Raw genomic sequence first — 20,163 nt, 5'->3', positions numbered from 1 at the left:
AACCCACAAAATATAGGGGTTCAGCCCGGTTGTGCGGTAGCGATAAAAGCTTGTGCTCAGGTATAATGCTGCGCGAATTTAGGGTGGGTTTGTGCTCATTATGTCGGTTTATTACACATATAATCCGGATGAGCATAAGCCTGAAAAATTTTTGGGGATTGGATTTAGCGAATGATCAAGATCAACAAAGGTCTGGATCTACCTATCACAGGTGAACCCGCACAGACCGTTTCGGCGGAAGTAGCGGTTAAGTCTGTAGCCATTGTAGGTACTGATTACGTAGGGCTTAAACCCACGATGTCTGTACGCGAAGGCGACCAGGTCAAACTGGGGCAGGTGATCTTTGCCGACAAGAAAAACGAAGGCGTGGTGTTTACAGCACCGGGCGCGGGTGTCGTAAAGGCGATCAACCGTGGCGAGCGCCGAGCTCTGCAATCGGTCGTGATTGAGTTGAGCGAACAGGAAGAGGCGGTTGAATTTGCATCGTACAGTGCAGACCAGCTCGGCTCACTGAGCCGCGAGCAGGTTGAAGAAAACCTGGTTGCCTCTGGTATGTGGACCACACTGCGTACACGCCCGTTCAGCAAGGTGCCTGCTCTGGGCTCAGTTGCAAGCTCTATATTCGTCACCGCAATCGATACTAACCCTCTGGCGGTTGATCCGCAGGTTGTTATCTCTGCTGAGAGCGAAGCTTTTGCTCAGGGTCTAACGGTTCTGACTCGTCTTGGCGCTGCTAAGGTGTTCCTCTGTACTGCGCCTGGCGCTTCATTGCCTCAGGTGAACGGTGTTGCCACCGAGACCTTCGAAGGCAAGCACCCAGCGGGTAACCCTGGTACGCATATTCACTTCCTTGACCCAGTATCGCGTAACAAACTTGCTTGGTACATCGGTTACCAGGATGTTATCGCCATCGGTAAGCTATTCACTTCCGGCAAGCTCAACGTAGATCGCGTTGTCGCGCTTGGTGGTCCACAGGTTAAAGAGCCTACGCTGCTGAAAACGCGCGTGGGTGCTGATCTGAATGAGCTGACAGCGGGACGCCTGAACGAAGGTGATAACCGTGTCATCAGCGGTTCAGTCTGGAACGGTACCGCGGCGAGCGGTGCACTTGCTTACCTCGGTCGTTACGCGACTCAGATCAGCGTGCTGCGCGAAGGTCGTGAGCGTGAGTTCATGGGTTGGGTCGCTCCAGGTACAGAGAAGTTCTCTGTTCTTAATATGTTCGCGTCAATGTTCTCACCGGGTAAGAAGTTTAATTTCACTACCACCACTAACGGTTCTGAGCGTGCAATGGTGCCTGTAGGTCAGTTTGAGCGTCTAATGCCGCTCGATATCCTACCGACACAGCTGCTGCGCTCTCTGGTTACTGGCGACATTGTTACTGCAATGCAGCTGGGCTGTCTTGAGCTGGATGAGGAAGATCTCGCACTCTGCACCTTCGCGTGTCAGGGTAAGTACGAGTACGGTCCAATCCTGCGCGACAACCTCTCTCGCATTGAGAAAGAAGCTTAAGGAGAGTCTGGTATGAGTATTCGTTCTGTTCTAGATAACATGGAACCGCACTTTCACAAGGGCGGTAAGTACGAGAACTGGTACGCGCTGTATGAAGCGGTGGATACCATTTTTTACACTCCGGGTAAGGTGACTCGCGCGGCTTCGCACGTGCGTGACGCTATCGACCTTAAACGTATGATGATCCTGGTATGGATGTGTACTTTCCCTGCAGTTTTTGTAGGTCTGTACAACGTCGGTTTCCAGGCGAACACGGCAATGGCCGGTCTGGGTCTGACCGAGGCTGAAGGCTGGCGCGGTGCGATTATTTCAGCGCTGGCGGGCTACGACGCCTCAAGCACCTGGGATAACATGATTCACGGCGCCATGTACTGGCTTCCAATCTACGCGACGACCTTTATTGTCGGCGGTTTTTGGGAAGTACTGTTCGCCATGAAACGTGGCCACGAAGTTAACGAAGGCTTCTTCGTAACCTCTATCTTGTTCTCTCTGATTCTGCCTCCAACCGTGCCACTCTGGCAGGTTGCTCTGGGTATCAGTTTCGGTGTGGTTATCGGTAAAGAGGTTTTCGGTGGCACCGGTAAAAACTTCCTTAACCCTGCGCTGACAGGCCGTGCATTCCTCTTCTTCGCATACCCTGCGCAGATGTCGGGTGATGCAATCTGGACTGCAGTTGATGGCTTCTCTGGCGCGACTCCGCTGGGTCTGGCTGCTGCGGGCGGCGTAGACGCTATCCTGGCTGCAAACGTGACTTGGATGGACGCTTTCCTAGGTTCGATCCAGGGCTCAATCGGTGAAGTCTCTACTCTGGCGATCCTGATTGGTGGTGCCGTAATCGTATACGCACGTATCGCTGCGTGGCGCATCGTTGCAGGTGTATTCCTCGGCATGGTGGCGATGTCCACTCTGTTTAACTTGATCGGTTCTGAAACCAACCCGATGTTCGGTCTGCCATTCTACTGGCACCTGGTTATCGGTGGATTCGCTTTCGGTATGTTCTTCATGGCGACTGACCCAGTGTCAGGCTCTATGACCAACACCGGTAAGTGGGTATTCGGTGCATTGATCGGTGTGATGGTTGTTCTGATTCGCGTCGTGAACCCTGCATTCCCAGAGGGCATGATGCTGGCGATTCTGTTTGCCAACCTGTTCGCACCACTGATCGACAACTTTGTTGTTCAGGCAAACATTAAACGGAGGCTCGCACGTAATGTCGGCTAATAACGATACTATCGGCAAGACGGTCACGGTTACCGTTCTGCTGTGTGTTATCTGTTCGGTAGTAGTTTCAGCAGCCGCTGTTATTCTCAAGCCTAAACAGGTGGCAAATAAAGACCTGGACCGTAAGAGCAACATTCTTGCGGCAGCGGGTTTGATGGAGCAGGGTAAGTCTGTTGACGAACTCTTCGCTCAGATCACCACTAAAGTGGTTGATATGGAGTCTGGTAAGTTTACTGATGCAGTAGATGGCGCCACTTTCGATATCCAGAAAGCAGCTAAAGACCCTGAGCTGTCTGTAACTCTTGATCGTGCTGATGACAAAGCGTCTATCAAGCGCCAGCCTAAGTACATGCCTGTCTACATCGTAGAGGGTGCGAATGGTGAAATGGATAAGGTTATCCTGCCGGTACACGGTTACGGTCTCTGGTCGACTCTTTACGGTTTCTTGGCACTCGAAGGCGATCTCAACACTGTTGTAGGTCTGGGTTTCTACTCACACGCTGAAACTCCGGGACTGGGCGGTGAGGTGGATAACCCCATGTGGAAAGCCTCTTGGCCAGGTAAAAAAGTCTACGCAGATGACATGATGAGCCCAGAAATTGGTCTTATCAAAGGCAAGGTAGACTCATCTACGCCAAATGCTGAGTACAAGATCGACGGGCTGTCAGGTGCAACGCTTACCGCTAATGGTGTGACAAACCTTGTACAGTTCTGGATGGGTAAGAACGGCTATGCACCGTTCCTGGCTAACCTACGTGCAGGAGGTGCCTAAGCATGGCTAAGACACAAGAGATCGTGACGAATCCAATCGTTGCGAATAACCCGATAGCACTGCAGATTTTGGGTGTATGTTCGGCACTTGCGGTTACCTCTAACATGGCTACGGCCATGGTTATGACACTGGCTGTAATTGTTGTTACTGCATTTTCCAACCTGTTCGTGTCAGTTATCCGCAACCACATTCCGGGTAACATTCGAATCATCGTGCAGATGACGATTATTGCATCACTGGTAATCGTGGTTGACCAGTTTCTGAAAGCGTTCGCTTACGAAATTTCTAAGCAGCTCTCAGTGTTCGTAGGTCTGATCATTACCAACTGTATCGTAATGGGTCGCGCTGAAGCTTTCGCGATGAAAAACCCGCCAATGGCAAGCTTCCTGGACGGTATCGGCAACGGTATTGGTTACGGCGTAGTTCTGCTGTTCGTTGGTTTCTTCCGTGAGCTGTTCGGTTCAGGCTCACTCTTCGGTATCGAGATTCTGCCACTGGTGACTAACGGTGGCTGGTATCAGAGCAACGGTCTTCTGCTGTTGCCGCCAAGTGCCTTCTTCCTGATCGGTATCTTCATCTGGTTGATCCGCACCTACGATCCTAAACAGGTTGAGAAACCAGAGTACGAGATGGCACCCAACACTAAAGGAGCGGCGCACTAATGGAACAGCTCATTAGCCTCGCCGTTAAGGCGATCTTTGTTGAAAACATGGCGCTGGCCTTCTTCTTGGGGATGTGTACATTTCTCGCGATTTCGAAGAAGGTGCAGACAGCCTTTGGCCTAGGTATCGCGGTAATCGTGGTTTTGGTTATCACCACTCCAGTCAATAACCTGATCTACAACAACCTGTTGCGTGAAGGTGCTCTGGCTTGGGCGGGTTACCCAGAAGTTGATCTGAGCTTCCTCGGTTACATCTCATACATCGGTGTTATCGCGGCGATCGTACAGATCCTTGAGATGTTCCTGGATAAGTTCGTTCCTGCGCTCTACAACGCGCTGGGTGTCTTCCTGCCACTGATTACAGTTAACTGTGCCATCATGGGTGCGGCGCTGTTCATGGTAGAGCGTGACTACACCTTCAGCGAGTCAGTTGTGTACGGCGCAGGTGCCGGTGTCGGTTGGGCGCTGGCGATTACTGCGCTGGCGGGTATTCGCGAGAAGCTGAAGTACAGTGATGTACCAGCAGGTCTTCGTGGTCTGGGTATTACCTTTATCACAGTAGGTCTGATGGCACTGGGCTTCATGTCTTTCTCTGGCGTACAGCTCTAAGCAACCAGGTCAATTTAGGAAGGATTAAGCAATGAATGCAGAAGTAATCGTCCTCGGCGTGGTGATGTTTACAGTGGTGGTACTGGCACTGGTTGCCGTTATCCTCGCTGCCCGCGCTAAGATGGTAAGCTCCGGCGATGTAACCATTGAGATCAATGGTGATCCGGAGAAAACAATTACAGTTCCAGCAGGTGGTAAGCTGCTGCAGACACTGGCTGACAAGGGTGTATTCCTAGCATCAGCTTGTGGTGGCGGTGGTACCTGTGCGCAGTGTAAGTGTGAAGTACACGAAGGCGGCGGCTCTATGCTGCCGACTGAGGAGTCTCACTTCACTATGCGCGAAGCCAAAGAGGGCTGGCGTCTGAGCTGCCAGGTGGCAGTGAAGCAGGACATGAAGATTCAGGTTGAAGACGATGTCTTCGGCGTGAAGAAGTGGGAATGTACTGTAGAGTCTAACCCCAACGTGGCAACCTTCATCAAAGAGCTGACCCTGCGTCTGCCTGAAGGTGAAAACGTAGACTTCCGTGCTGGCGGTTACGTACAGCTGGAATGTCCTCCACACGAAATCCAGTACAAGGACTTCGATATTGAGGAGGAGTACCACCCGGATTGGGATAAGTTCAACATATGGCGCTACAGCTCTAAAGTAACTGAGCCGGTAATTCGCGCCTACTCTATGGCGAACTACCCAGAAGAGCGCGGTGTTGTTAAGTTCAACATCCGTATCGCGACGCCACCTCCAGGCCGTGATGACCTGCCTGCTGGCCAGATGTCTTCGTACGTCTTCAGCCTCAAGCCAGGTGATAAGATCACTGTATACGGACCTTTCGGTGAGTTCTTCGCGAAAGAGACCGACGCTGAGATGGTATTCATCGGTGGTGGTGCGGGTATGGCGCCTATGCGTTCGCACATCTTTGACCAGCTGAAACGTCTTAACTCTAAGCGTAAGATCAGCTTCTGGTACGGCGCACGCTCTATGCGTGAAGCCTTCTACGGTGAAGAGTACGATCAGCTCGCGGCTGAAAACGACAACTTCGAGTGGCACCTGGCGCTGTCAGATCCTCTCCCAGAGGATAACTGGGACGGTTACACCGGCTTTATCCACAACGTACTGTACGAAAACTACCTGAGGGATCACGAAGCTCCGGAAGATTGTGAGTACTACATGTGTGGACCACCAATGATGAACGCAGCGGTGATTAACATGCTGCTGGATCTGGGTGTAGAGCGTGAAAACATCCTGCTTGACGATTTCGGTGGTTAAGCATGATGGCAGGCCTTAAACGCCTGGTTAGATGGCCGGTAGCAATGCTACTGGCCGTTTTCGTTCTAACCGGATGCGACTTCGCTTATCAGGAGACCGTGGTTGGCTTTGAGGGCCGGACCATGGGGACGACCTACTCAGTAAAATGGGTGGATAAGAACGCCGCGCGCGTACAGGGGCTGCAGGTGCGCGCTGATCAGGTGCTAGCGACTGTAAACAAGCAGATGTCCACCTATGATCCGACCTCAGAACTGTCGACTTTTAACAAACTGCCAGGCGGCAGTGAGATGGAAGTTTCCGACGCATTGGCGTTCGTAACTGCTGAAGCCCTGCGTATCAGCGCCGAATCAAAGGGCGCATTTGATGCGACTGTCGGCCCACTGGTAAATCTCTGGGGCTTTGGGCCGAATGGCCGTATCGAGAAAGCACCAACAGATGCAGAGATCGAGGCGCTCAAACCGCGTATCGGTTACGCCAATATTAGCGTTCTGGAAAATCCAACCCGGCTCAAAAAGGCGGGCGATCAGTACCTGGATCTCTCAGCAATCGCGAAAGGCTATGGGGTTGACCAGCTAGCTCGAATGCTCGAAGAGGCTGGCATCAAAAACTATCTCGTAGAGATCGGCGGTGAGTTGCGAGCTAAGGGTGTTAAGCCAGAGGGAGAACACTGGCGTATCGCCATCGAGTCGCCCGATACGATGGAGCGCTCTATTGGCCGCATCATCAATGTTAAAGATACGGGTATTGCCACCTCCGGCGACTACCGTAACTACTTTGAAGAGGACGGTGTTCGCTTCTCGCATACAATAGACCCATCTACCGCTAGACCTATTACGCACAAGCTGGCTTCGGTCACTGTGTTGCGTCCAACCTGTGCAGAAGCTGACGCTTTGGCTACGACACTGATGGTTATGGGTGAAGAGGCGGGATTTGAATTTGCTAAGGAGCGCGGTATAGCGGCTTACTTCTTGGTGAAGGACGCCAACTCAGAGGGCTTCGTTGAGAAGGCGACCCCTGAGTTCGAAGAATTTGTACAAACACAGGAGTAAGTCATGGAAGTGATGTTTATGACGTTTGCTGTATTGCTACTTATCATTGTAGGGATGTCGGTGGGCGTACTCTTGGGAAACAAACCGATTAAGGGCTCATGCGGTGGTATGAGCGCTCTGGGCATGGATACCGTATGTGATATCTGCGGTGGCCGCCCGGAAGATTGCGACGGCGAAGAGGGCCAGAAACAGGCCAAAACTAGCACGAGCGATCTGGCCTACGAGGCCAAGTAACAGAGATTTATTGGGCGCTTCGGCGCCCTTTGCCGTTATTTAAGGGGAATTCAATGGCAGTGTATGAGTATGACGTTGTAGTTATCGGATCTGGTCCTGCAGGCGAGGGCGCGGCGATGAACGCGGCCAAGCGCGGACGTCGCGTCGCAGTGATCGAAGAGCAGGCGCAGGTTGGCGGTAACTGTACTCATAAAGGCACCATTCCATCGAAAGCGCTACGTCACTCCGTAAAGCAGATCATTGAGTTCAACACCAACTCGATGTTCCGAGACATCGGCGAGCCGCGTTGGTTCTCTTTCCCACGCGTGCTTAGCCGTGCGGAGAAGGTGATGTCAAATCAGGTGATGCTGCGAACTAACTTCTACGCGCGTAACCGTGTTGATGTATTTTTCGGACGCGCTCAATTCGTAGCTAAAGGGGAGTTGAGTGTCACCTCTAACAAAGGTGCAGTGGACACTCTCAAGGCGACTAACATTATTATCGCGACCGGATCTAGCCCCTGGACACCCAAGGATATTGATTTCACTCATGGTCGAATCTACAACTCAGATACCATCCTTAAACTGAGCCACACACCTCGTACACTGGTTATCTATGGCGCGGGCGTTATCGGTAGTGAATATGCGTCGATCTTTAGTGGACTGGGCGTAAAAGTCGATCTGATCGACAACCGCGACCGTCTACTCTCCTTCCTGGATGGCGAGATATCAGACTCTCTGAGTTACCACTTCCGTAACTCCGGTGTGCGCATATTCCACAATGAGGAGTACGATTCGGTAGAGGGCGACGAGCAGGGGGTCACTGTGATGCTCAAATCGGGTAAACGCCTGCGTTGTGACGCCTTCCTCTGGTGTAACGGGCGCACGGGTAATACTGCAGGCCTGGGCCTGGATAAAGTGGGGCTTAAAGCCAACTCTCGTGGACAGATTCAGGTAGATGGCCACTACCGTACTGCAGTTGAGGGGATCTACGCTGTCGGTGATGTTATCGGTTGGCCAAGTCTCGCTTCCGCTGCGATCGATCAGGGCCGTGCTGCTGCGACCGATCTACTCGGTTCTGAGGACTTCCACTTCGTGAACGAAGTTCCTACTGGTATTTACACCATCCCTGAGATCAGCTCGATCGGTAAAACCGAAGAGGAGCTGACTAAAGAGGCGGTACCCTATGAAGTGGGTCAAGCATTCTTCAAAGATACAGCGCGTGCACAGATCTCTGGTCAGCCGGTCGGTATGCTGAAGATCCTGTTCCATCGTGAGACCTTTGAGATCCTAGGCCTACACTGTTTCGGCGACCAAGCCTCAGAGATTATCCATATCGGTCAGGCGATCATGGCACAAGAGGGTGAGGCGAACACGGTGAAGTACTTTGTTAACACCACCTTCAACTACCCAACGATGGCAGAGGCTTACCGTGTGGCTGCGCTCGCCGGATTAAACCGCATCGAGCATATTTAGTTGTGTGACGAGTAAAACCTGAACAGTGGTCAGTGACGGCGGTACGCCGGCGTGAGACTAAGAAGGGGAGCCTAAGCTCCCCTCTTTTTATACCGGTGACAATTTACAACTCTACGTTGTGGTAAACCTGCTGTACGTCATCATTGTCGTCGAGGATTGCCAGGAACTTCTCGAACATCGGCATATCTTCGTCGCTGATCTGGGTGTAGCTCTGAGGGACAAACTGGATCTCGTCCACTTCAAACTCTTCGATGCCCATTTCGGTCAGTGCGGTTTTTGCCTTGAAGTACTCAGTGTTCGGCGCGAAGACGGTCAGTTTGCCCTCTTCGTTCTCGACATCAGTTACATCGACATCAGCCTCTAGCAGAGCTTCCAGCACCGCATCTTCATCATCGTGTGGGAAGACAAAGATGGCGCAGTGGTCGAACATATGTGCAACGGTGCCAGGTGTGCCGATCTTGGACTTGGATTTAACAAACGCCTGGCGAACGTCACCGAAGGTGCGCGTTGGATTGTCAGTGAGTGCTTCGATGATCGCCATACAGCCGCCTGGGCCATAGCCTTCGTAGCGCGCGGGAGCAAAGTCTTCGCCACCGCCGCCTTCCGCTTTAGCGATCGCTTTCTCGATAACGTGTGCCGGTACCTGCTCACGCTTCGCCTTGTCCATCAGGCTGCGCAGTGCCAGGTTGCCCGCAGGGTCAGTACCGCCAGCTTTGGCAGTGACATAAATTTCGCGCCCGAAACGGCTGTACAACTTCGCCTTCATGTCCGAAGTTTTCGCCATTGAATCTTTTCGGTTTTGATACGCTCGGCCCATAAGGCTAGTGCTCCTTGGTGTTATTCGAAGCCGTAATTATAGGGAATCTAGTGAGGTACAACCAAGTTATTTTAACTTGTCTGAATCCTGTTTATAGAAGTCATCTTCGTAGTAGCGCCCTCTGATCTCAAGTCGCTTCTCAAGCCAGCGGTTGTAATGCTTCCAGAGGAAAAATCCCGGTGTCATTATCAGCATGATTCCAAGCATGACGGCGGCACCCGAGTGTGATTCGGGGAAGAACTGCTTCAGTAGCGTAAAAAGACCTAAGCGATCGGCGAGATAGCCCCAGAGGATAAGCCCGAGAAAGCCGGCACCGGCGCCTAAGTGATGGAGTAGTTTGGTGTTGTCTTGAATCATGGCGCCTAGTGTCGCAGATCTTCATCCTCGCGGTCTAGCGCTTCAAGACGGCGCTGACGCATCTGCGCCCGCATCAGCGTGCGCGCCAGTATAGAGCGGCAGCTTTCCGGCATCTTCATGAAGTTAATGCTTACTTCGAATCCCTTCTCCTTAGCTTCGCAGCGGACCACTTCGCTGTAGAGCAGAAGTCCCAGCGCATCGTTTGGGAAGATCAACTTAAGGGCCAGAAAGCTCTTTTCAGAAAATGATTCGTTCGACGCAAACGACATCCCTGATTCGCTAATATTGGCCTCGACAATATGGGCGTCTTCAACCAGGAGGTCGCCCACTGCGAGTGTTCGACCTATCAGTTCCACTTTGCGGTTTAGTAGGTCCAGTGCATTAGCTACGTGCGGTTGGGTGTCATTGACGCGAGTTAGAATCTGACTCATCTCGGTCTCAAGCTCAGCCAGTTGCAACTGCAAGGTGAAATAGGGTGATACATTGAACTGCTTTGGCTGTTCTGAAGCTAAAATAGTGTCCATATCGACTGCATGATATTCCAGTGCAACGGGATAATTGATACGGTAGTAGCTTCGGCGCTCATGTGTAGCCAAAATGTCTCCTCGCGCGTTCAAATCGCTTGTTTTGCTTTGAGTATAGGATGATTTAGCAAAAATGTTCTCCCCTTTCTCCCTCTTTGTGGGTTGGCGATATACACGCTCGGCGCGAGGTAATCTGTTCATCTCGTTTATCTCACTAGTCTCCATGCTCGGGCTGATGCTAGGAGTGGCGGCGCTGATTGTCGTACTTAGCGTAATGAACGGTTTCGATCGAGAGCTTAAGCAGCGTATTCTCGGCATGGTTCCTCACGCTGTGATAAATGGCTACAACGCCCCTTTGAGTGATTGGGAGCCACTACGCCAACAGCTACTGCTTTCGCCTGAGGTTGAGGGTGTGGCGCCTTACACGCAAGCGCAGGGGATGCTCAGCGCCAGTGGTCGAGTGCAACCCGTGATGGTTAGCGGTATTGCTCCTGATCTAGAAGCGAGCGTTTCGATTGCTGCGCAGCAGATGACAGAAGGCGATTTAAATGACTTGCAGGCCGGTGAATACAAGATCGTGTTGGGCGAATTACTGGCCCGTTTTCTGGGCGTACAGCCCGGAGATAAGGTCAATTTGGTGCTGCCAGAGGCGTCGGTTAGTGTTGCTGGGGTGGTGCCTCGAATGAAGCGCTTTACGGTAAGTGGGATATTCTCAGTGGGTGCAGAGCTCGACGCTAATCTTGCCTATATTCATATGCAGGATGCTGCTCGCCTAAAAAGGATGGGTGCCGGCAGTGCTGAGGGTTTGCGTATCAAGTTTGTCGACCTGTTTGAGGCCCCTTGGCGGGTACGGGAGTTGGCGCGAGAGTTGCCGACGCCGGTTTACACCTCTGACTGGACTCGCACGCACGGTAATCTGTTTCAGGCGATTCAGCTGGAGAAGCGGATGATTGGGCTGCTGCTGTTCCTGATAGTGTTTGTCGCCGCTTTTAACATCGTCTCCACGCTGGTAATGGTGGTTACCGATAAACGCGCAGATATCGCGATATTGCGCACACTCGGCGCAACGCCCGCAGTTATCTTGCGCATCTTTATGATTCAGGGCTCTCTAATCGGCATACTCGGAACTCTACTAGGGTCTATTTTGGGCGTTGCTCTGGCGCTGACCGTGTCAGATCTGGTCGCCTGGGTCGAGCGCCAGTTTGGTATCGAATTTCTATCGTCTGAGGTCTATTTCATCAGTTATCTGCCTTCTGAATTGCAGATGGGTGATCTATTGACCGTTGTCGGCGTTACCCTAGGGATCAGCTTCTTTGCCACTATTTACCCAGCTTGGCGCGCGTCGCGAACCCAGCCCGCGGAGGCGCTGCGTTATGAATAGTGCAGTATTACAGGCTACAGGTCTGAACCGTCACTTTGTCGATGCTGAGCGCCGTTTGGAGATCTTGAATAATCTCGAGCTAAAGGTGGAGACTGGCGAGCGCGTGGCGATTATCGGTAGCTCGGGTAGCGGGAAGAGTACACTGCTTCATCTGCTCGCTGGACTTGATAAGCCGGATGCTGGCGAAGTACGAGTGGGTGGCGAGCTGCTCAACGGTCTCTCTGAAAAGGCTCGAGCTCGCGTGCGCAATGAACACCTTGGGTTTGTCTTCCAGTTCCACCACTTGCTACCTGAGTTCAGCGCGCTAGAAAATGTGGCTGTGCCATTGTTGTTGGCCAAGCGGTCGGTCACTGAAGCGCGAGCGCGTGCTGAAGATCTGTTGGCTCAGGTGGGCCTAGCGCAGCGTATGACACACCGACCTGCCAAACTCAGCGGCGGAGAGCGTCAACGTGTCGCGATTGCACGCGCCTTGGCTAACCGTCCGGGATGTGTATTGATGGATGAGCCAACAGGCAACCTCGATCCGCAGACAGCACAGGAGGTTGAGGGATATCTACATCAGCTCAATCGTGAGCTAGGGATCTCCTTTGTAATGGTGACCCATGATCACCAGCTGGCTCAGCGGATGGATCGCGCGCTTGTGTTGACAGGCGGCAAGCTTGAGGCGCTGTAGCTTTTAGCTTTTCAGTCGGCGTTTTAAGGCACGTTTGCGGTTGTTCTGAACGTGCCAGATCCAGAGTCGATTTACGACGGTGTAGCCTATCCCAGAAAAGAGTATCCCACAAAGGACCGAACCGAATAGCAGCGGCCACCAGATGGCGGCTATCTGGGCCTCAATGCCCGCGATACTCCAGTGCACCTCAACTGGCTGAGAGCCCAGTATCCAAGCACCCAATTTGTAGGTTGAGAAGAAGATCGGTGGCATGGTGATAGGGTTGGTCAGCCATACGAGTCCAACCGATACCGCCAGATTACCGCCTAACCAGAGCGCCAGAAACGCGGCGACAACCATCTGTCCAGGTATGGGCAAAAATGCACAGAAGAGTCCAATAGCAAACGCGCGTGCAGCTGAACGTCGGCTAAGATGCCAGAGGTTCGGGTTGTGTAGATGCTCGCCTAACCAGCTGAGGCTTTTGTTCTGCCTTAACGTCTCGGGTGCTGGCATGTAGCGCTTAAAAATACGACGAGGCATGAATACTTACTTGACTAAATAGTGCACAAAAAAGTGAAGTAGGATTATGCCCAGCCTGCCCTTATAAGCCAAGCGCAAAGGTGCCTGCTAGACTCAATTGAGTGAGCTCTAGATAAGAGGGAAGATCAAGGATGATCGGATTTATCTCGGGCCTGCTCGGTGTTGCACGGATGAGTGAGCTGAGTTGGGCGCTACTTGTTATTACAGCTGTTGTTGTTTGCGTTGTTTTTTTAGTACGCGCTCGGTGGGGGCCAGGATTGCGCTGGTTTGGAGCGGCGTTTATCGTAACGCAGCTCATCGGCCTGCTGTTTGGAGCTCTTTATGCCAGTCTTTGGGGACAGTATCAGCTCAGCCACCGTCTACCGGATGAAGTTGGCAAAGTTGATCTCGAACTTAAAGGTGTTATTACCTCTATTGTTAGGGTAGAGGAGGGGAGTCAGCAGTTTCTTCTGCAGTTGTCCGAGCCCAATCCCCTCTATCCGCGACTACGAACGGTTCGCTTACGACTCTACGCACATGAGCCGCCGCTGACGCAGTCAGATAAGTTGCATTTAACGGCTCGGCTACAGACTCCGCAGAGCTATCTGAATCCCTTTTCACCCGACTCACGGCGCAGGGCTCTGCAACGCAGAATTGATGCCACCGGGTATGTGCGTGAGTTGCAGACGCACCTAGAGTCGCTTCCGGCCCGCGCAAGCGGTCTGCGTCAGTTGATCTACGATCATTTAAACGAGCGCTTTAGCTCCCCGGTAGCCGCCTTCCTCTCGGCGTTGGTATTGGGTCACTCCGTCGACCTGAATGCGAACCAATGGGAGCTGCTATCAACCACCGGTACTGTTCACCTGGTGGTCGTCAGTGGGCTGCATTTGGGCGTGTTGGCGCTTGCGGGGGTATATATCGGGCGCATGCTGGCATGGGTGCTGCGGTTGGGCTATCCCAACTCGGCTGCCCTGACGCAGCGTTTGCCCTGGCTTTTAGCGCTTCTACTGACAACCCTCTATCTCTGGTTTGGCGGTGCAGGGCTTGCGCTGCAGCGGGCTTGGGTATTGATCAGCCTGTTGCTCGTGGGGCAATTGTTCAGACGCACACCTGCCCTCAGTCTAAGATTCAAACTGGCACTGTTGCTAGTGACGCTGCTTGATCCGCTGGCGGTGCTGGATCTCGGATTTTGGCTCTCCTTTGGGTTGGTCTGGATCTTGATGCAGCTGGGACGACTGCGCGATCGCCCGTCAGCTATGTTTCAGGCGATGCGGGTTCAACTGATACTCAGCCTGCTATTACTGCCGGTGCTGCTCTTCGCGCTCTCACAACTCAACTTGCTCTCTGTGCTAAGTAACCTATGGGCAATTCCTTGGGTCAGTAGTGGCGTGTTGGTCCTGCCGCTGATGCTGCCGTTGGGCTTTTATACCGACTGGGGGGAGTGGTTGGTTGAGCAGTGGGTCGCACTGTTCTGGAGTGGATTATCAATCAATGCAGAGATCGGGCTCAGTCCATTGTGGACACCGGCACCGCTTGCACTCACTCTGTTGAGCTTGGTGGGTATGATTTTGCTACTGGTACCACTTAGGCTCAGGTTAGTTGGCGTACTACTGCTCTTACCCGCGCTCCTCTATACACCAGAAAAGCATCCAGGCTTTGCGGTAACCCTCTTGGATGTAGGACAAGGGCAGGCCGCAGTTATCGATCTGCCCACAGAGCGATGGGTATATGATACCGGCCCGGCTTTTGGTGATAACTTTGCCGTAGCGCAACTCACATTGATACCCGAGCTCAAACGCAGAGTTGATCGCAAGCCGGTGCTGTTGGTCGTGAGCCACGGCGATCGCGATCACGCGGGTGGTGTCGCAGCACTGCGGCGATTTCATCGACCCCAACTGAGACTTAGCGGCCAACCGGAGCAGGTGGAGGGGAGAGCGTGCCATTTGGGATATGAGCGAGAGATCGAAGGTGTGCATATACGGGTCGGAGGGTTAACCCAGGTGCGAGATGACAATGACGCCTCTTGTTGGCTCTATCTGTCCAACGGGGAGTGCTCTCTGTTAATTGCAGGCGATCTCTCTACCGCCGCTGAGGAGCGCTTGATGCGCAAATTGGAATCAGAGGGGGTAGGGCAACCGCTTACTTGGCTACACCTATCGCACCATGGCAGCAAAACCTCAACCAGTGACGGGTGGCTCAATTTTTGGCAACCCAGATTGGCGTTGAACTCACGCGGGAGAAATAACCACTTCGGCCACCCACATTCGAGCGTAACAGCGCGCCTTAAACAACGTGCGATTCCGCTGTTGGATACCGCTAAAGTTGGTGCTATCCACCTACAGGCTGACGGCTCGGGTTGCAGTACCACGAGCTTTCTTGAGACAAACCGACGATATTGGCATTGACCTTTCACACCGACGAAAGCCAACAGCCATTAACAGTCTCTGGGGGCTGTGCTAGAGTCGAGAAAACTAGATAAGAATGTGCGTTTTAGGGGGAGCTCAGTGTTTGAGCTAATTAAGGCAGGCAGTTGGCTGATGCTACCGATTCTGCTCTGTTCTGTTATCGCTTTGGCTATCTGTGTAGAGCGTCTGATCGCACTGCGTCGTGAAATTATTCTGCCTAAGGGGTTATTGGGGTATGTCTGGGCCCTCTACAAAGAGAAGCAACTGACCACTGAACACTTGAATCAGATCCGCAATAAGAGTGCGCTGGGTACCCTAGTAGTGGCGGGTCTGAATAACGCCAAACATGGCCGCGACCAGATGAAAGAGGCTATTGAGATGGCTGCTTCGGGTGTGGTGCATAAAATGGAGCGCTACCTCAACTTCCTCGGTACCATTGCTGCGATCACGCCTCTGCTCGGTCTTCTCGGTACCGTTATCGGTATGATCAAGGTGTTTACTGAGATCATGGTTCAGGGTACCGGTAACGCGAGTGTGCTGGCCGGCGGCATCTCTGAAGCGCTCCTGACAACGGCGGCGGGCTTGGCGGTTGCGATTCCAGCGGTTGTTATGCATCGCTACTTTCAGCGCCGTATCTCCGAGCTTGTGATTGAGATGGAGCAGGAGTCAATCAAATTGGTGGACATCATGCATGGCCACCGTGAAGTTGATCTGAAGTAGGGGTCGCTGTTGAAGTTCCAACGCCATCAGGCCGATGAGATCAACGTCAACCTAACACCGCTGATCGATGTGGTGTTTTTGCTGTTGATCTTCTTTATGGTCTCTACCACCTTTACCCGTGAAACCCAGCTCGAGGTTGATCTGCCGCAGGCGGATAACACCGCTGAAGTGAGTGCTGAGCGTCCGGTTGAAGTGGTTATCACCGCAGAGGGTGAGTATCGAGTCAATGGTCAGGGGCTGGTGAATGCTCAAGCGCGAACGCTCAGAACGGCGCTCGCTAAAGCCGCAGCTGATAACTTCGAGTTACCGCTGACTATCAGCGCTGACGCGCGTACACCTCATCAGGCTGTTGTGACCGCGATGGACGTCGCGGGTGGACTCGGCTTCACTAAACTCAGTATAACCACCCGCGAAAGTGAGTAGTATCTTAGAGCGAGCCTGGTACGGCAAGGCGTCTTGGACTCTCGTACTGCGACCACTGTCGCTGCTGTTTGGCACGCTCAGCCGGGCGCGCCGTCAGCGGTTATCTGCCGCAGCCATAAGTTTAGATATTCCGGTTGTTGTGGTTGGCAATATTGCTGTCGGTGGCAGTGGCAAGACACCGTTGCTGATCGAACTGATTAAGCTCTGCCAGCGAGAGAAGCTACGCGTCGGTGTGATCAGTCGCGGCTATGGTGGTAAATCACCGCTCTATCCGATCCAAGTAAATCCCAGTACTGATCCTAGTATTTGCGGCGATGAGCCGGCGATGATTGCGCGGCTAACGGGTGTGCCGGTTGTAGTCGATCCGGATCGAGTTGCGGCAGCGCGTATGTTGATAAGACTTGAGCCGGTAGATCTGATTTTGAGCGATGACGGCTTGCAGCACTACCGCCTCTCACGCCAGCTCGAGATCGCGGTGGTCGACGCAGCTCGCGGATTGGGTAATGCGCAGTTATTGCCGGAGGGCCCACTGCGCGAGTCGCCCGAACGGCTCGCTGAGGTCGATTTTGTTGTGCTTAATGGGTGCGGCCGGTTCGAATACCCGAACGCGCTGCGCTATGAGTTGCAGCCGATTCACCTAAGAAATCTGAAAACCGGCGAGGTGCGCGAGGCCAGTGCTCAAGCTCTGGGGAGTACAAAGGTCAACGCTATTGCCGGTATCGGCCATCCGCAGCGTTTTTTCCATACTTTGGTGCAGCTAGGTTTTAGTGTGAAACCAACTCCGCTGTCTGATCATGCCGAGATCGATCCGCAACTCGTGACAGAGCTTTCGCGTGAAACCTTGGTGATGACCGAGAAAGATGCGGTAAAATGCGCGGACATTGCAAATCAAAATTGCTGGGCGCTGGGCGTTGAAGCCCGTTTAGATGAGCGCTCGCAACAGAAGTTAACCGAGGCGGTGCGTAGAGTTGCTGCACCCCAAGTTGGAGAGACCCATGGATCCTAAACTGCTCGATATTTTGGTGTGTCCGGTGAGTAAAGCGCCACTGGAGTGGGATAAGGAGCGCAACGAGTTGATCTGCCGTGCTAGCGGACTTGCTTATCCGGTGCGCGATGGTATTCCGGTAATGTTGGAGTCTGAAGCTCGAGCACTGTCCAGCGAAGAGCGATCGCAGGAAGAGTCATGAGTTTTACCGTCGTTATACCGGCACGCTACGCCTCTAGTCGATTTCCTGGGAAGCCACTGGCTGACCTGGGCGGCAAGACGATGATTGAACATGTCTATCTGCGCGCCTGCGAAAGTGAAGCTACGCGGGTCGTCGTCGCGACTGATGATAAGCGTATTGCGACTGTTGCCGAGGGTTTTGGCGCCGAAGTGGTGATGACCTCGAGCGAGCACCCCAGCGGTACTGATCGCCTGCAAGAAGTTGCAGAGAAGCTGGGGTTCTACGCCGATGAGATCATCGTCAATGTACAGGGTGATGAGCCGCTGATTCCCGCAAAGATCATTAATCAGGTTGCCCACAATCTGGCTGCGCGTCCCGAAGCTGCTATCTCGACTCTGTGCGAGCCGATTGAGTCTGTCGAAGCGTTGATGAACCCCAACGTCGTTAAGGTTGTGACCGATCGAGATGGCATGGCGCTCTACTTTTCACGCGCGCCGATAGCTTGGCCACGTGACGCGATGGTAGCTGGTCAGCCCCTCACAGAGCTACCGGATAGTTTTAACTGGCGACGTCACATTGGCATGTACGCCTATCGTGTGCGTTTCCTCAACGACTACGTGAATTGGTCGCCGGCACCGATTGAGACCTGTGAGTCACTGGAGCAGCTACGTGCGCTGTGGAATGGCGCCAAGATTCACGTCGATAATGCATTGATAGCTCCGCCTACAGGTGTGGATACCCCTGAGGACCTCGAGCGTCTGCGGGCGATGATGGGGTCTTAAGCGGTGGCGGGCAAAATCTCGAAATCGGTGCTCTTTGTATGTCTTGGAAATATCTGCCGCTCGCCCACAGCTGAGGCGGTGTTTCGTCAGCGTGTCAGCGATTATCCGCAGCTTGACCTGAGTATTGACTCTGCCGGTACCGGCGCTTGGCATGTGGGTGAGAGTCCTGATGAACGCTCACAACAGGTCGGTGCCCAACGTGGCTATCCTATGGCCGATCTGCGCGCTCGTCAGGTGCGTCCTGAGGATTTCGAACAGTTTGATTACATTCTGGCGATGGATCAGAGTAACCTTGCAAATCTTCAGCAGATGATGCCGGCGGATTACTCAGGGCACTTGGGGCTGTTTCTGGATTACGCAGATACCGGTCTCGCTGAGGTCCCCGATCCCTACTACACCGGCGGTGATAAAGGCTTCCATCAGGTGGTTGATTTGATAGAAGCTGCGACCGATGGTCTACTCGAGCACCTGTTAAAGGCCGGACGATGAGCCTCAGGCTACAACCTCAGTTTGACCTTACCGCCCTCAACACCCTTGGTCTTCGCAGCGTTGCAGAGTCCTATATTGCGATTACTGAGCCTGAGCAGATTCCACGTTTGTTCAGCTACGCTGCAGAGCAGAGTCTACCGGTGCTCTGGCTCGGTGGTGGAAGCAATTTAGTTCTGGCTGAGTCAGTGCCGGGCATCGTCGCACAGCTGAAACTCCAAGGTGTTGAGCTGTTGGAGTCGACCGATCAAAGTGCGCTTTTACGTGTTGGCGCTGGTGAAGTCTGGCACCCTTTTGTACGCTGGACTTTGGAACAGGGTTACTACGGTTTAGAGAATCTGGCGCTGATTCCGGGCTCTGTCGGCGCGTCGCCGGTACAAAACATTGGCGCCTATGGCGTTGAAGTGTGCGAGCTTATCGAGTGCGTCGACGCCTATGACAGTCAGGCTCAGCAGTGGGTTAACCTGACTGTAGAGGATTGCCTGTTTGGCTATCGAGATTCGTTGTTCAAACGCAATCCCGGGCGTTTTGTAATTTCTAGCGTCACCTTCCGCCTCAGCCGCAAGTACCACCCCAAACTTAATTATGCACCGCTGGCGCAGCGCTTTGGAGAAGAGTCGGAAGTCGATGCTCTAGCCGTGTTTGATGCTGTGTGTGAAATTCGTAGCGCCAAACTTCCGGACCCCGCGACACTGGGTAACGCCGGTAGTTTCTTTAAAAACCCGGTTGTAACTCAGGCGCAATTCGAGGAGTTACTCGCGGAGTATCCTGCAATTCCGAATTACCCAGCTGATTCAGGTCGCAAGCTGGCGGCCGGCTGGCTGATCGAGCAGGCAGGGCTTAAGGGGTACACCGATGGGTCGGTTGGAGTGCATAAGCTGCAGGCGCTAGTGCTGGTTAACTACGGTGGTGCTAGCAAAGCCGATATCCAGCGGTTATCCACGCTGGTGCTTGAAAGGGTGCAGCAGAAGTTTGGTATCGCTCTAGAGCAGGAGCCCATCTCTTACCCGCTTAGCTGAACGAAGCTGAGGGTGTAATTTGTCGAGTTATCTCGGGCTAAATAAACACCGTTGTGCAGCCAAAGAAAAAGCCCCGCTACTCTGATGTAGTGGGGCTTTTTTATTGTCTGCGGGTTGCTGAGAACGCCCTTAACTA

Annotated in this window: 23 protein-coding genes; 19 read left to right on the top strand and 4 right to left on the bottom strand. The window is 53.2% G+C overall.

Features of this window, described 5'->3' with window-relative positions:
* Nucleotides 1-171 precede the first annotated feature (171 nt).
* The 9 genes from AC1WNR_RS10515 to sthA are packed head-to-tail and all read left to right on the top strand — an operon-like array spanning nt 172 to nt 8,776.
* On the top strand, nt 172-1,512 hold the full coding sequence (locus tag AC1WNR_RS10515; protein WP_481644445.1) for a Na(+)-translocating NADH-quinone reductase subunit A: 1,341 nt from the start codon (nt 172-174) through the stop codon (nt 1,510-1,512).
* 12 nt (nt 1,513-1,524) lie between these two features.
* Nucleotides 1,525-2,733, top strand: a complete 1,209-nt coding sequence (locus AC1WNR_RS10510) for an NADH:ubiquinone reductase (Na(+)-transporting) subunit B (RefSeq protein ID WP_481644444.1) — start codon at nt 1,525-1,527, stop codon at nt 2,731-2,733.
* On the top strand, nt 2,723-3,505 hold the full coding sequence (locus tag AC1WNR_RS10505) for a Na(+)-translocating NADH-quinone reductase subunit C (protein WP_481644443.1): 783 nt from the start codon (nt 2,723-2,725) through the stop codon (nt 3,503-3,505). Before AC1WNR_RS10510 ends, AC1WNR_RS10505 begins: the two co-directional genes overlap by 11 nt.
* Before the next feature lie 2 nt (nt 3,506-3,507).
* On the top strand, nt 3,508-4,167 hold the full coding sequence (locus AC1WNR_RS10500) for an NADH:ubiquinone reductase (Na(+)-transporting) subunit D (RefSeq protein WP_481644442.1): 660 nt from the start codon (nt 3,508-3,510) through the stop codon (nt 4,165-4,167).
* Nucleotides 4,167-4,775 (top strand): NADH:ubiquinone reductase (Na(+)-transporting) subunit E, encoded by a 609-nt coding sequence (gene nqrE, locus AC1WNR_RS10495; RefSeq protein ID WP_481644441.1) that lies wholly within the window; start codon nt 4,167-4,169, stop codon nt 4,773-4,775. Before AC1WNR_RS10500 ends, nqrE begins: the two co-directional genes overlap by 1 nt.
* A gap of 31 nt (nt 4,776-4,806) precedes the next feature.
* The gene (gene nqrF, locus AC1WNR_RS10490; RefSeq protein ID WP_481644440.1) at nt 4,807-6,039 is read left to right on the top strand and encodes an NADH:ubiquinone reductase (Na(+)-transporting) subunit F; all 1,233 of its coding nucleotides are present in this window, start codon (nt 4,807-4,809) and stop codon (nt 6,037-6,039) included.
* Between the two features lie 2 nt (nt 6,040-6,041).
* Complete coding sequence (locus AC1WNR_RS10485; RefSeq protein ID WP_481644439.1) at nt 6,042-7,088, top strand: FAD:protein FMN transferase; 1,047 nt, start codon at nt 6,042-6,044, stop codon at nt 7,086-7,088.
* A 3-nt stretch (nt 7,089-7,091) separates the two neighbouring features.
* A complete protein-coding gene (gene nqrM / locus AC1WNR_RS10480; protein ID WP_481644438.1) occupies nt 7,092-7,322 on the top strand; it encodes a (Na+)-NQR maturation NqrM in 231 nt (76 codons plus the stop codon).
* 53 nt (nt 7,323-7,375) lie between these two features.
* Complete coding sequence (gene sthA, locus AC1WNR_RS10475; protein WP_481644437.1) at nt 7,376-8,776, top strand: Si-specific NAD(P)(+) transhydrogenase; 1,401 nt, start codon at nt 7,376-7,378, stop codon at nt 8,774-8,776.
* Between the two features lie 103 nt (nt 8,777-8,879).
* On the opposite strand, the gene AC1WNR_RS10470 is transcribed toward sthA, so the two are convergent.
* From AC1WNR_RS10470 to AC1WNR_RS10460, 3 genes are all read right to left on the bottom strand, one after another.
* Complete coding sequence (locus AC1WNR_RS10470; RefSeq protein ID WP_481644436.1) at nt 8,880-9,593, bottom strand: YebC/PmpR family DNA-binding transcriptional regulator; 714 nt, start codon at nt 9,591-9,593, stop codon at nt 8,880-8,882.
* 66 nt (nt 9,594-9,659) lie between these two features.
* Nucleotides 9,660-9,950 carry a hypothetical protein gene (locus AC1WNR_RS10465; RefSeq protein WP_481644435.1) on the bottom strand — a complete coding sequence of 97 codons (291 nt, stop codon included), beginning with the start codon at nt 9,948-9,950 and terminating at the stop codon, nt 9,660-9,662.
* Between the two features lie 5 nt (nt 9,951-9,955).
* Nucleotides 9,956-10,546 (bottom strand): PilZ domain-containing protein, encoded by a 591-nt coding sequence (locus tag AC1WNR_RS10460; protein WP_481644434.1) that lies wholly within the window; start codon nt 10,544-10,546, stop codon nt 9,956-9,958.
* Nucleotides 10,547-10,607: 61 nt separating this feature from the next.
* Between AC1WNR_RS10460 and AC1WNR_RS10455 the strand changes: the two genes are divergently transcribed.
* Together AC1WNR_RS10455 and AC1WNR_RS10450 are read left to right on the top strand one after the other, a co-directional pair.
* Nucleotides 10,608-11,855: a lipoprotein-releasing ABC transporter permease subunit gene (locus AC1WNR_RS10455; protein ID WP_481644433.1), complete on the top strand. Its 1,248-nt coding sequence runs from the start codon at nt 10,608-10,610 to the stop codon at nt 11,853-11,855.
* Nucleotides 11,848-12,528 carry an ABC transporter ATP-binding protein gene (locus AC1WNR_RS10450; RefSeq protein ID WP_481644432.1) on the top strand — a complete coding sequence of 227 codons (681 nt, stop codon included), beginning with the start codon at nt 11,848-11,850 and terminating at the stop codon, nt 12,526-12,528. Before AC1WNR_RS10455 ends, AC1WNR_RS10450 begins: the two co-directional genes overlap by 8 nt.
* Before the next feature lie 3 nt (nt 12,529-12,531).
* Here AC1WNR_RS10450 and AC1WNR_RS10445 read toward each other — a convergent pair whose 3' ends face one another.
* A complete protein-coding gene (locus tag AC1WNR_RS10445; RefSeq protein WP_481644431.1) occupies nt 12,532-13,047 on the bottom strand; it encodes a DUF2062 domain-containing protein in 516 nt (171 codons plus the stop codon).
* 131 nt (nt 13,048-13,178) lie between these two features.
* Between AC1WNR_RS10445 and AC1WNR_RS10440 the strand changes: the two genes are divergently transcribed.
* The 8 genes from AC1WNR_RS10440 (at nt 13,179) to murB (ending at nt 20,027) form a co-directional block, all read left to right on the top strand.
* The gene (locus AC1WNR_RS10440) at nt 13,179-15,431 is read left to right on the top strand and encodes a DNA internalization-related competence protein ComEC/Rec2 (protein ID WP_481644430.1); all 2,253 of its coding nucleotides are present in this window, start codon (nt 13,179-13,181) and stop codon (nt 15,429-15,431) included.
* A gap of 99 nt (nt 15,432-15,530) precedes the next feature.
* The gene (locus tag AC1WNR_RS10435) at nt 15,531-16,151 is read left to right on the top strand and encodes a MotA/TolQ/ExbB proton channel family protein (protein WP_481644429.1); all 621 of its coding nucleotides are present in this window, start codon (nt 15,531-15,533) and stop codon (nt 16,149-16,151) included.
* A 9-nt stretch (nt 16,152-16,160) separates the two neighbouring features.
* Nucleotides 16,161-16,574, top strand: a complete 414-nt coding sequence (locus tag AC1WNR_RS10430) for an ExbD/TolR family protein (protein ID WP_481644428.1) — start codon at nt 16,161-16,163, stop codon at nt 16,572-16,574.
* Nucleotides 16,567-17,580, top strand: a complete 1,014-nt coding sequence (lpxK, locus tag AC1WNR_RS10425) for a tetraacyldisaccharide 4'-kinase (protein ID WP_481644427.1) — start codon at nt 16,567-16,569, stop codon at nt 17,578-17,580. Before AC1WNR_RS10430 ends, lpxK begins: the two co-directional genes overlap by 8 nt.
* Entirely contained in the window at nt 17,570-17,761 is a 192-nt protein-coding gene (locus AC1WNR_RS10420; protein WP_481644426.1) for a Trm112 family protein, read from the top strand. Before lpxK ends, AC1WNR_RS10420 begins: the two co-directional genes overlap by 11 nt.
* A complete protein-coding gene (gene kdsB, locus AC1WNR_RS10415) occupies nt 17,758-18,522 on the top strand; it encodes a 3-deoxy-manno-octulosonate cytidylyltransferase (RefSeq protein WP_481644425.1) in 765 nt (254 codons plus the stop codon). The genes AC1WNR_RS10420 and kdsB overlap by 4 nt, the downstream gene beginning before the upstream one ends.
* A gap of 3 nt (nt 18,523-18,525) precedes the next feature.
* The gene (locus AC1WNR_RS10410; protein ID WP_481644424.1) at nt 18,526-19,011 is read left to right on the top strand and encodes a low molecular weight protein-tyrosine-phosphatase; all 486 of its coding nucleotides are present in this window, start codon (nt 18,526-18,528) and stop codon (nt 19,009-19,011) included.
* The gene (gene murB, locus AC1WNR_RS10405) at nt 19,008-20,027 is read left to right on the top strand and encodes a UDP-N-acetylmuramate dehydrogenase (protein WP_481644423.1); all 1,020 of its coding nucleotides are present in this window, start codon (nt 19,008-19,010) and stop codon (nt 20,025-20,027) included. The genes AC1WNR_RS10410 and murB overlap by 4 nt, the downstream gene beginning before the upstream one ends.
* Nucleotides 20,028-20,163 lie beyond the last annotated feature (136 nt).

Source organism: Marinobacterium marisflavi (assembly GCF_982447095.1).
This window is presented reverse-complemented; position numbering and strand designations above follow the sequence as displayed.

Bases quoted from the DNA above. Each gene is read 5' to 3' on its own strand.
- AC1WNR_RS10515 (WP_481644445.1), top strand. From the start codon at position 172: ATGATCAAGATCAACAAAGGTCTGGATCTACCTATCACAGGTGAACCC.
- AC1WNR_RS10510 (WP_481644444.1), top strand. From the start codon at position 1,525: ATGAGTATTCGTTCTGTTCTAGATAACATGGAACCGCACTTTCACAAG.
- AC1WNR_RS10505 (WP_481644443.1), top strand. From the start codon at position 2,723: ATGTCGGCTAATAACGATACTATCGGCAAGACGGTCACGGTTACCGTT.
- AC1WNR_RS10500 (WP_481644442.1), top strand. From the start codon at position 3,508: ATGGCTAAGACACAAGAGATCGTGACGAATCCAATCGTTGCGAATAAC.
- nqrE (WP_481644441.1), top strand. From the start codon at position 4,167: ATGGAACAGCTCATTAGCCTCGCCGTTAAGGCGATCTTTGTTGAAAAC.
- nqrF (WP_481644440.1), top strand. From the start codon at position 4,807: ATGAATGCAGAAGTAATCGTCCTCGGCGTGGTGATGTTTACAGTGGTG.
- AC1WNR_RS10485 (WP_481644439.1), top strand. From the start codon at position 6,042: ATGATGGCAGGCCTTAAACGCCTGGTTAGATGGCCGGTAGCAATGCTA.
- nqrM (WP_481644438.1), top strand. From the start codon at position 7,092: ATGGAAGTGATGTTTATGACGTTTGCTGTATTGCTACTTATCATTGTA.
- sthA (WP_481644437.1), top strand. From the start codon at position 7,376: ATGGCAGTGTATGAGTATGACGTTGTAGTTATCGGATCTGGTCCTGCA.
- AC1WNR_RS10470 (WP_481644436.1), bottom strand. From the start codon at position 9,593: ATGGGCCGAGCGTATCAAAACCGAAAAGATTCAATGGCGAAAACTTCG.
- AC1WNR_RS10465 (WP_481644435.1), bottom strand. From the start codon at position 9,950: ATGATTCAAGACAACACCAAACTACTCCATCACTTAGGCGCCGGTGCC.
- AC1WNR_RS10455 (WP_481644433.1), top strand. From the start codon at position 10,608: ATGTTCTCCCCTTTCTCCCTCTTTGTGGGTTGGCGATATACACGCTCG.
- AC1WNR_RS10450 (WP_481644432.1), top strand. From the start codon at position 11,848: ATGAATAGTGCAGTATTACAGGCTACAGGTCTGAACCGTCACTTTGTC.
- AC1WNR_RS10445 (WP_481644431.1), bottom strand. From the start codon at position 13,047: ATGCCTCGTCGTATTTTTAAGCGCTACATGCCAGCACCCGAGACGTTA.
- AC1WNR_RS10440 (WP_481644430.1), top strand. From the start codon at position 13,179: ATGATCGGATTTATCTCGGGCCTGCTCGGTGTTGCACGGATGAGTGAG.
- AC1WNR_RS10420 (WP_481644426.1), top strand. From the start codon at position 17,570: ATGGATCCTAAACTGCTCGATATTTTGGTGTGTCCGGTGAGTAAAGCG.
- kdsB (WP_481644425.1), top strand. From the start codon at position 17,758: ATGAGTTTTACCGTCGTTATACCGGCACGCTACGCCTCTAGTCGATTT.
- murB (WP_481644423.1), top strand. From the start codon at position 19,008: ATGAGCCTCAGGCTACAACCTCAGTTTGACCTTACCGCCCTCAACACC.